Below are 11,475 nucleotides of genomic sequence, written 5' to 3' on the forward strand. Positions count from 1 at the left end.
TCCAGCGTCAGGACTTCAAGTGCCTCGGTGCCCGGCACCTGCAGGTGGCTCTGCGTGAGCAGCAGCGCGATGCCGCTGTCGCCGACCATGTAGGCCAGACGGTCCGCGGGGTACTCCGGGTCCAGCGGCACGTAGGCGCCGCCGGCCTTCAGGATCGCGAGGATGCCCACCACCATCTCGATGGAGCGCTCCACCGCGACGCCCACCTTCGTCTCGGGCTTCACGCCTAGCGCGATCAGCCGGTGTGCAAGGCGGTTGGCTCTGGCATTGAGTTCGCCGTAGCTCAGGGTCTGCTCACCGAAGCACAGCGCGGGCGCTTCGGGGCGCGCGCGCACTTGCCGTTCGATCAGCCGGTGGATCGGCGTCGCATCCGGAAAGCTTTGCGTGTCCGAGCCCCAGGCCGCGAGCTGCGTGCGCTCNATCCCCACCTTCGTCTCGGGCTTCACGCCCAACGCGATCAGCCGGTGTGCAAGGCGGTTGGCTTGTGCATTGAGTTCGCCGTAGCTCAGGGTCTGCTCACCGAAGCACAGCGCGGGCGCTTCGGGGCGCGCGCGCACTTGCCGTTCGATCAGCCGGTGGATCGGCGTCGCATCCGGAAAGCTTTGCGTGTCCGAGCCCCAGGCCGCGAGCTGCACACGCTCCGCCTCGCTCGAAAGATCGATCTCCGAGAAGTCCTGGTCCGCATCGGCCGTCAACGCTTCGAGCAGGCGCACATACCCGCCCGCCAGCCGCGCCACGGTGGCCCCGCCGAAAAGGTCGATGTTGTATTCGATCTGCGCGTATGCACGCGTCGGTTCGATGAAGAAATCCAGCGACAGGTCGAACTTGGCGCTCGCGTTGCCGCCCCCGACCTGCTCCGCGCGCACGTCGCCGAACGCGAGGTCGGCAACGCTGTCGCTCATCTGCACGCCGAACATCGCCTGGAACAACGGGTTGCGCGATGCGTCGCGCTTCTCGTTCCGGCTGGCCAGCAGCGTCTTGAGGGGGAGGTCCGCATGCTCCAGTGCGGACAGCGAATCGCGCCGTACCCGCCGGCAGATTTCGCGGAACGTGGCGCGCGGCTCGAGCCGCGCCCGGAACACCTGCGTCGTGATGAAGAACCCCACCAGATCGCGCACCTCGTCGCGATGGCGGCCGGCATTGGCCACGCCGACGGCAAAGTCGTTCTGGCCGCTGTACCGGCTCAGCAGCATCTGCCACGTCGCGAGCAGGACCACGAAGGGCGTGCATTTCTCCATGCGGCAGAACTTCTGCAACGCCACCGCCAGCGCAGGCTCCAGCGCAAAGCGATGCACCGCACCGTCGAAGGTCTGCCGCGAGGGGCGCGCTGCGTCGAGCGGCAGCTCCAGCGGCGGCACATCGGCACCCAGGTGGGCGTTCCAGTGGTTCAGCTGCTTCGCCAGGCCCTCGCCCTGCAGGCGTTCGCGCTGCCACAGTGCATAGTCGGCGTACTGGGCCGGCAAGTCCGGAAGCCGCACGGCCGCACCCGCAGCCAATGCGAGGCGGTAGGCCGAAGCGAGGTCCGCGGCGAGGATGGGGTTGGACCACGCGTCCGACACGATGTGATGCAGGCAGACCGTCAGCACGTGCTCTTCGTCCGACAGCCGGATCAACCTGGCCACCAACGCGGGCGCGGCGTCCAGGTCGAACACGTGCAGGGCCGTCTCGCCCGCCAGCGCATCGGCACGCGCCTGCCGCACGGCTCCGGACTCCAGCGACAGGTCGAAACGCTCCAGCACGAAGCTCACATCGCGCACCATCTGCTGCAGGGGGACGCCGTCCTTCTCGAAGAAGCGGGTGCGCAGGATGCCGTGGCGATCGATCACGGCCTGGAACGCACGCTCGAGCGCACCGGCATCCAGCGGGCCGTGCAGGCGGAACGTCCGCGGCAGGTTGTAGGCCGTCAGTCCCGGCTCCAGCCGCTGCAGGAACCACAGCTGCTCCTGCGCGTGGGACAGCGGCACCTCGTCGCCGTCCGAGACGCGATGGAGGATTTCGTCGTCATCCGCTGCCCATTCGTCCTCCGCCGAAATACGCCGCGCCACATGGGTGCTGTTCATCACTGTTCCATCCTGTATGCCGAAACCGGTCCCTCGTTCTCCATCGTGCGAAGCGCCGCTGCGAGCGTGGCGACGCTGGGATGGTCGAACACCAGCCCCGGTGCTATCTCGAGCCGCAGCAGCTTGCGGATGCGCGCCACCAGCTTGATCACGAGCAGCGAATGCCCTCCCAGTTCGAAGAAGTCCTCGTCCACGCCGATGGCGTCGCGCTGGAGCAGGCTTGCCATGCACTCGGCCAGCACCGATTCGAGCGCGTCGCGCGGTGCCACCGCCACTGGCTTGCGGTCATCGCTGCTTGCAGCGGACAGCAGCGACTGCCGGTCGATCTTCCCGTTGGGCAGCCTCGCGAACTCCGCGACGAAGGTACAGCGCGCAGGCACCATGTGCGCGGGCAGCAGCGTGCCCAGCCGTCCTGTCAGAGCCGAGCGCCCGGTCTCCGACGCGAGCGCCTCGTCGCCCACGACGAAGGCCTGGAGCTCGGCGTCGCCTCCGCCACCCGGCACCGCCAGCACCACGGCCTGCCGCACGCCGGACTGCGACAGCAACACCACCTCCACCTCGGCCGGCTCGACACGAAAGCCCCGGATCTTGATCTGGTCGTCGGCCCGCCCCGCCAGGCGGATGCCGCCTTCGGGCAGCACGCAAGCCAGGTCGCCGGTGCGGTAGAGCTTTTGCCCCGGCTCGAATGGATCGGCCACAAAGGCGCCTTCCACCTCCCGATTCAGATAGCCGCGGCACAGCTGCGCCCCGCCGACATACACCGCCCCCAGCGCGCCGCCCGGCACCATGCGCAAGGCTTCGTCCAGCACATGGACGCGGTTGTTCGCCAGCACGCGCGACAGCGGCAGCACCGGGGATGCGGCCTCGCCCGCCGATACGCGGTGCACCATCACGCCCACGGTCGTTTCCGTGGGGCCGTAGTGGTTGTAGATGATGGTCTCCGGTGCAAGCCTGGCGATGCGCTCGATGAGCGAGCGCGGTGCGGCCTCGCCACCCAGCACCAGCGTGGCGGGCAACTTCGGTGCCTCGTCCTCGAGCAGGGCCTCCAGGTGGGAGGGCACCATCTTGAGCGCATCGATACGGCGTTCGCGCATGAAACCGGCGAAGGCGCGCGCATCCTTCACGTCGCCCGCTCCCGCCACGACGAGGCAGGCACCGTTGTGGAACGCGCTGAAGAGCGCGGTGTTGCCCAGGTCCGCAACGACGGAACTGGTCAGCGCCCAGCGGCGGCAGCGAGCCAGGTCCATGGCCGACGACACCGCGGCCACGTAGTTGAGCAACTGACCCTGCCCGATCACCACGCCCTTGGGCGTTCCCGTCGAACCCGAGGTGTAGAGCACGTAAGCCAGATCCTGCATCGCGGGTTGGTGTGCCGGTGCGCTGTCGGCAACACCGTCGAGGTTCATGTCGTCCAGCGATGCCTGCCGCCACGGCGTATCGCCGGCCGAAGGCACACCTGCGGCATGGAGCACGAGCGACGGCACGGCGTCTTCCAGCACGGTCTGGCGGCGCGCGGCGGGCCACTCTGGGTCCAGCGGCAGATAGCCCGCCCCGATGCGCCAGCTCGCCAGCATCGCCACCAGCAGATCGGCGGATCGCGGAAGGTTGAGCGCCACCAGCGTTCCGGCCGTGGCGCCCCGGGCCTGCAGCCAGTGCGCCATCCGGTTGATTCGCGCATCGAATTCGCGATAGCTCAGGAGCACGTCGCCCGCCTCCAGCGCGGGCGCGTCCGGCGTCGTCCGCGCCCAGCCAGCGACCTGACCGGCCAGCGTGAGGGTTCCGAAATCGGCCGCTGCACCGCGCGCTGCCAGCAGGAGCAATTCGCGCTCGCGCGCACCGACCAGCGCGAGGCTGCCCACCGGCGCGCGCGGCTGCGCCACGGCATCCTCGAGCAAGGTCTGGTACTGCCACAGCAGCCGCTCGACGGCCTGGGACGAATAGCGCGACGCATCCGCATGCACCGACAGCGTGAGTGCCTGCCCGGCCCGGCCGACCTGCATGGCCAGTTCGAAGCAAGGCAGCGGCCCGGGCGCGGTGTCCACGCGCCAAGCCATGCCGCCGTGCGAGCGCACCGGTATCTCGTCGAAACCGAAGCCCACGTCGAAGTGCGCGGAGATCGGAGGCGCATCGATCGCCCAGTACTCCTGGGCCTCGGTGTGCGCCTCGAGCGTGTCACCCAGGCGTGCGATCCAGTCGAAGAAACGCTCGTCGGGCGCGATGTCCACGACCACGGGCAGGATCTTCTCGAAGACGCCCACAGCTCCCCGCATCACTTCGTAGTCGTGCCGGCAATCGTTCTGCCAGCCGGCGACGAAAGGCCTGTGGCCGGTCAACCGGGCCACGAGCAGCCACCACACGGCCTGCAGGAGCAGGTCGGTGCCGCACCCGAGCTGCCCGGCCGCTTCCTGCGTGCGGGCGGCAAGCGCCGCATTGAGAGGAAGAGAGAAGCTGGCACGCGCCGGCGACGCGACCTCGCGTACCCCGTCCATCCGGGTGTTCAGGCGCGGTGCCTGCAGCACGTCGGCGCGGTCGATGTAGGCCTGCCAGTAGTCGCGCCCCTCGGCGGCCTCGTCGCCAATGTCGAGATCCTCACGCCATTCGACGAACTGCGGGTACTGGAAGACCTCGTCCGCATCGACGGCCTGCCCCGTGAGGTAAGCCGTTGCAATCTGATCCAGCAAACCGTGCAGGCTGCCCTTGTCCGCAGCGAACACGCTGGCAACCAGCACGAGCTTGTGCCGCGTTTCGCCGAGCCGCGCGATGCCGATGCGCAGCGGCGCGCCGCTCGCGACATCCAGCGGCGCCTGCGTGCACGCGGCGATCCAGCCGGCGAGCGCGCTCTCACAGTCGGCATTGCCGCGAAGGTCGATCCTTTGCCAACGCAGCGCAGCCGCCGCATCCAGGGCCTGTTGCCTGAGACCCCGAAAACCGGGAACCTGCGACACGGCCGAGCGCAGAGCCACGTGGCTCTGCACCACCGACTGCGCCGCGGCCTCCAGGCGCGTCGCGTCGAGCTCGCCGTCCAGATCGGCCAGCAGCACGAGCTTGGGCGCACCGGCAGCGGCCCGTTCCCCATGCTGCGCCCAGACGGCACGCTGCTCGGGACTGAGCGGCAACGTGGAATTCGTGGTTTCGAGAATGGCAGCCATGGCTTCAACCCTCGAGCGCAACGGGTTGCCGGGCGGCACCGGGAGCCTGCGCAAGCGCGGCGCGGTCGCACATCGCTCCCATGGCGACCACGATCTTGCGCGGCCCCTCGTACGGGTCCCGCGCGTGTGCCGCGAGCATGTTGTCAAGCATCACCACGTCGCCCTGGCGCCAGTCGAAGCGCACGGCGCACGCTTCATAAGCGCGGCCGACGACCGCCATGGTCTCGTCGTCGATCGGCGTGCCGTCGCCGTAGGTCACGTGCCGCGGCAGGTGTTCGAGGCCGCCGGCCAAGGCCAGCAGGTCATCGCGCACGTCCGCCTCCAGGCAGCTCGCATGGTGCAGCTGGATCTGGTTGAAGAAGACGCGCTCGCCGGTAACGGGATGCGTGATCACCGCCGGGCAGCGCGTGCGGGTCTGCAGCGTGTCGTCGTCCAGCCAGCGCCAGGCGGTGCCGGCCAGCGCGAGGCGCGCCTCGACCTCGGCCTTGCTGTCGGTCTTGAAGAAGTCCTTCCAGCTCACGTCGAACCGCGGCACGAAGGTGCGCACGTACATCAGTTCCTTGCGCTCGAACTCGGCCACCATGCCGGCCGGCAGGAGGCGCAGCATCTCGCGGCAATCGACGATGGGCGTGGCGCCGCCCACCGGAGAAGGCAGCTCGCAGAAGAACCACTGCTTGCGCGGCCAGCGGTCGAGGTGCGAGCTCTCGTTGTGATACAGGATCATCTGGCGCTCGGGGTACGGCGTCGAACGGTAGGTGTTGCGTCCACCCTCCTTCTTCGGAAGGTCGCCGTAGCCGCCGTAGAGCTCGGGCTCGATCACTTCCGCGAAGGCCTCGAATTCCTGCGGCGTGCGCAGGCCGAAATTGCGCAGCAGGATGCCGCCGTGCTTGCCGAGGCTGGCCTCGATGTACGCGGCCTGCTCCCGGGCCCATGCCACCGCGTCGATGTCGCTGCTCGCGGCCTCGATGACCAGCGGGAAAGCCCGTTGGTCCGACAGGAAGGAGGTGCGCACGGGCGAGCGCGGTGCAGCCTGGACGTCGCGATCCTTGGCGGTGAATTTCTTGAGCTTCTGCAGTTTGCCCAGCGCGGGCGAGGTAGACGGCATGGTGTTTTTTTCCGGGTTGGATGGAATGACGAAGCTCTCCAGCGCGCCGCCGGGTGCCGCGACGACCTGCTGCAGGAGATCGCGCCACGCCGCGGATGCGCGCTCGATGGTCTCGCGCAGGTACAGGCCGGAGGCGAAGGTCCACTCGGCCCGCAGGCCGCTTTCGTTCTCGCTCACGAACACGGCGAGGTCGAACTTCGATGTCGTCCCGGCCCTCGGGATTGGCTCGACGACCACGCCGGGGATCTCGAAGCGCCCTTCGGGGGTGTTCTGCATGACGAACAGCACCTGCACCAGCGGGCTGTGCTGGCGGCTGCGGGGCGCGCCGACCAGTTCGACGATCTGGTCGAAGGGCACGTCCTGGTGCTCGAAGGCCGACAGCGTGCTCTCCTTGACCCTCGAGAGCCACTGCACGAAAGGCAACGCGGGTGCGAGCCGGGAACGCAGCGGCACGACGCCGACGAAGAAGCCGATCAGCTCTTCGAGCGCCGGATGATCGCGCCCGGCCACGTCGGTGCCGACCACCAGGTCGTCCGACGCGGCCTGCCGGTGCAGCACGAGCAGGAAGGCCGACAGCAGCAGCACGTACAGCGAGGTCTTCTGCTCCCGCGCCAGGCCATGCAGCGCCTGCGCGAGCTCGTGCCCGATCTCGATGCCGACCGTGTCGCCCGCCACCGACGCCACGGGAGGCCGGGCGTGATCGGGCCTGAGCGTGGACACGGCGGGGGCGGCCTCGAGGTAGCCGCGCCAGAACGCGGCGTCTTGCGCAAGGTTCTGCGCGAGCTTGCGGTGATGCCAGTCGGCGTAGTCGGCGTACTGGATCGCGAGCGGCGCAAGCGGTGAGCCGCGCCCTTCCCTCAGCGCCGCATAAAGGGCCATGAAGTCCTGGATGAAGACGGCTTCGGACCACCCGTCGAACACGATGTGGTGCACGCACAGCAGCAGCACGTGCTCCTCGGGCTGCAGGCGCAGTACGGCTGCCGCGAAGGCCGGGCGGGTGGCCAGGTCGAACGCGGTGGCCGCGTGCGCGGCAAGCGCATCGTGCATAGCCCTCGCCTGCATTTCGGCCGGCAGGTGCGAAAGATCCGTCAGCGCAACGACGAGGTCGCTACCTGGCGCGATGCGCGCCACGGGATCGCCGTCGTCGTTCTCGGGAAACCAGGTGCGCAGCACTTCGTGCCGCTGCACGATAGCATCGAGCGTGGCGCGCACCAGGTCGACGTCGAGCGCGCCCGACAAGCGCAGCGCCGCCGCAATGTTGTAGGCCGCGTGTTTGCCGGCCGATGCGTCCGACAGCCGATCCACCAGCCACAGGCGCTGCTGCGCGGGCGAGAGCTTCATGTCGGCCACGCGTTCGACCGATTGCAGCACCGGCACGCGAGCGGACGACGAGGCCTCATGCCGCGCCTGCCGGGCGGCATTCGCGAGGTCGCGAAGCACCGGGTGCTCGAATATCCTGCGCAGCGGCAGGTCGAATCCGCCATCGACGCGCGCCCTCGACGCGAGCTGTGCCGCCAGCAGGGAATGCCCGCCGAGCTCGAAGAAGTTGTCGTGCCGCCCCACGCGCGGTACACCGAGCACCTCGGCCCAGATCGCGGCCAACTTCTCTTCCACCGGCCCTTCGGGTGCCTCGTACGCCCGGCTACTCGTGAACTCCGCCTCCGGCAGCGCCTTGCGATCGATCTTGCCGTTTCCGTTCAAGGGCAGGCGGTCGAGCACGACGATGGCGGCCGGGACCATGTAGTCGGGCAGTGCCACGGCGAGGCGGTCGCGCAGCGTCGCCGTCTCTGCCACCTGCGCCACCTGCAGTGCGATGTAGGCGACCAGCGATGCACCGCTCGCGCTTTCGCGCGCCACCACCACTGCCTCGCGAACCTCGGGCTGCGCCAGCAGCTGCGTCTCGATTTCGCCCAATTCGATGCGGAAGCCCCGCACCTTCACCTGGTGGTCGATGCGGCCCAGGTACTCCAGCTGGCCTTCGTGGTTCCACTTCACCAGATCGCCCGTGCGGTACAGCCGCTGGCCGTCCTGCGCCGCGATGAAGCGCTCGGACGTCAGGCCCGCACGCTGGAAATAGCCGCGCGCCAGGCCGATGCCGCCCAGGAACAGTTCGCCCGGCACGCCCACGGGCGACGGGTTGAGGAAGCCGTCCAGCACATGCAGCGTCGTGGCCGCGATCGGCCCGCCGATGCGAGGCTTGCCGCGAACCTCGAGCGCCGTCGACCAGATCGTCGTTTCAGTGGGACCGTACATGTTCCAGAGCTCGACGCCGAGCGCCAGCAGGTCTTGCGCAAGGTCTTCCTGCAGCGCTTCGCCGCCGCACAGGCCCTTGAAGCTCGCGCCACGGCCGCCATTCCATCCGGCGGCCCGCAAGAGCCTCCAGCCCGCAGGCGTGGACTGGAGCACGGTGGCGCCGCACGCGTCCATCAGCTGGCCGAGCGCACTTCCGTTTCGCACCACGTCTCTCGGCGCCAGCACCAGGCGCGCGCCGCTGAGCAACGGCAGGTACAGCTCCAGCGCGGCGATGTCGAACGACAGGGAGGTGACCGCGACCAGCACGTCGTCCTGCGTCATGCCCGGCGCCTCCTTCATGCTCAGCATGAAGTGGCTGAGCGACCGGTGCCGCACCATCACGCCCTTGGGCTTTCCCGTGGAGCCGGAGGTGTAGATGACGTAGGCCAGGTTCTCGCCTCCGAGGGCGATCTGCGGGGCGGCATCGGAGTGGCTGCCGGTGTCCAGCGTGTCCAGCGCCAGCACCTGCAGCGCCTCGGTACCCGGTACCAGGGCCCTCAGGTGGCTCTGCGTGAGCAGCAATCCGATGCCACTGTCGGCCACCATGTAGGCGAGGCGGTCCACGGGGTACTCCGGGTCGAGCGGCACGTACGCGCCGCCGGCCTTCAGGATCGCCAGGACCCCGACCACCATCTCGATGGAGCGCTCCACCGCGATGCCCACCTTCGTCTCCGGCTTCACGCCAAGGGCAATCAGGCAATGCGCCAGGCGATTGGCCCGCGCGCCGAGTTCCGAATAGCTCAACGCCTCATCGCCGAAGACCAGTGCCGTCGCGTCCGGGCTGAGTGCCGCCTGCCACTCGATCAGCCGATGCACCGGCTCGTCCTGCGCATACCGCGTGGAGTTTTCGCCCCATGCGGCAAGCTGGCGCCGTTCGTCGCCGGACATCACCTCGAGTTCGCAGGCCAGCCGCTCGGGCTGCCCCGACAGGCCCCGCACGACGGCCTCGACGGCGGCGATCATCAGGCCGCACACGCGAGCGGCATCCACCGCCTCGTGAATCTGCGCGGCCAGCTGGAAGCCCTCGCCCAGGTCGTCCACCGACATCTCGATCGGGTAGTTGGTGCGCTCCCTGCTGCCCAGGACTTCCATGCCTTCCCACAGCGGGGCCTTTTCTTTCTCCTTGCCCTGCTGCGCGCCGTAGCGGTAGTTCAGCAGCGCCGTGAACAGCGGCATCCGCTGCGGCAGTGCGCTGCAGCGCTGCGCCAGCGACAGGCTGGCGTACTCGTGATGCATCAGTTCGCTCAGCGCCGCGTGCGTCTGGCGCACGCACGCCTGCACGCTTTGCGTTCCCAGCCGGATGCGCACGGGCAGCGTGTTGATGAACATGCCCAGTGCCCGGTCTGCATTCGCACCGCCCTGCATGCGGCCGAACAGCACGGTGCCGAACACCACGTCGTCCCTGCCCGTGGTCTTGCCCAGCACCAGTGCCCAGGCCATGTGGAACAGCGCCGCGGCGCTCACGCCGTATTTCTGCGCCTGGCCCCTGACCTGCGATGCGAGCCGGGCATCCAGCGCGAGCGCGGCTTCCCGCACCCGGGTGCCATCGCCTTGCACGTCGAGCAGGCCGAACGGCGCCGTCGGCTCCTCCACGTCGGCGAGCATCTGGCTGAAGAATGCCTTGTGCTCGGCCTGGCTCACATCCAGCCTGGCCTGCCCGACAAAGTGACGGAACGGTATGGGCGCCGGCAGCTCGGCGTTGCGCCCTTGCTGGATCAGCGCGATTTCCTCGACGACCAGCTCCAGCGTGGTGTGGTCCACCACCAGGTGATGGTTCGCCAGCTGAAGGAGCCAGCGGCTGTTGTCAGCGTCGTGGGCCGCGATGGCCCTCAGCATCGGTGCCTTGCGCACGTCGATGCGGTAGCGCGCCGGGTCGACGTGGGCATCGAGCCGCGCGGAAGCGCTCGCGCCGCCGGGCCCGGCATCGGCCAGCCACTGGAGTTCGAGCACGGCCTCGCGATGCACCACCTGCATCGGTTCGGGAAGGTCTTCCCACATCACGGCCGTTCGCAGGATGTCGTGGCGCGCGATCACTTCGTTGAAGCTGGCGACGAAATGCTCGAGCCCTGCGCGGCTTTCGAAACTCAGGCGGTTCAGCGTGATGTATGCGTCGCCCTCGGCCTGCAGTTGGTGGTGGAAGAGCATCCCCTCCTGCATCGGCACCAGCGGGTAGATGTCCTGGATGTTGGCCGCCCCGCCTGGCACCGCCGCCTCGATGCGCGCGATCTGCCGTGCATCCAGGGTCGCCAGCGTCAGCATCTCCGGCTGGATCGCCCGGCAATCCGCCGGAATGCCGTTGGGCGGAACGACCCGCTCCCGCCGCGCCGGCTCCAGCATCAGCGCCTGCGCGAATGCGCCGAGCTGGGGCTGCTGGAACAGCGTGCGCACCTGCGTCGACCAGCCCTGGGCGCGCATGCGCTCCAGCAGCCTCAGCGCCAGCAGCGAATGGCCGCCAAGCTCGAAGAAGTTGTCGTTGCGCCCCACGCGCGCCACGCCGAGCACATCGGCCCAGATGACGGCCAGCTTTTCTTCCACCTCGCCCGCAGGCGCCTCGTAGGCGCGCTCGCTCGTGAACTCCGGTGCCGGCAGGGCCTTGCGATCCACCTTGCCGTTTGTGTTCAGCGGCAGTGTGTCGAGCACCACCAGNCGCCTCGTAGGCGCGCTCGCTCGTGAACTCCGGTGCCGGCAGGGCCTTGCGATCCACCTTGCCGTTTGTGTTCAGCGGCAGTGTGTCGAGCACCACCAGCGCGGCGGGCACCATGTAGTCGGTCAGCTTCTGGCCGAGCTTCTGTCGAAGTTGCGCCGTGTCGATGCCGTGCCCCGAGACGTAGCCCACGAGCCGCGTGCCCGTCGGTCCCTCGTTCGCGAT

General features: G+C 68.8%; 2 protein-coding genes and 2 pseudogenes. All 4 read right to left on the minus strand.

What is annotated here, in order from left to right; translation table 11 throughout:
* A partial coding sequence (locus ASC92_RS29265) for an AMP-binding protein (protein ID WP_235505784.1) occupies positions 1-419 on the minus strand: 419 nt, incomplete at both ends.
* A gap of 1 nt (position 420) precedes the next feature.
* Positions 421-2,060 (minus strand): annotated as a pseudogene (locus tag ASC92_RS29640) (condensation domain-containing protein); the annotation flags it as partial.
* Positions 2,060-5,209, minus strand: a complete 3,150-nt coding sequence (locus ASC92_RS11030; RefSeq protein WP_056514713.1) for a non-ribosomal peptide synthetase — start codon at positions 5,207-5,209, stop codon at positions 2,060-2,062. The gene ASC92_RS11030 and the pseudogene ASC92_RS29640, both read right to left, overlap by 1 nt.
* Positions 5,210-5,213: 4 nt before the next feature.
* Positions 5,214-11,174, minus strand: a pseudogene (locus tag ASC92_RS29270) (amino acid adenylation domain-containing protein); the annotation flags it as partial.
* Between the last annotated feature and the right edge of the window lie 301 nt (positions 11,175-11,475).

The organism is Variovorax sp. Root411, from assembly GCF_001425205.1.
GTDB lineage: Bacteria > Pseudomonadota > Gammaproteobacteria > Burkholderiales > Burkholderiaceae_C > Variovorax.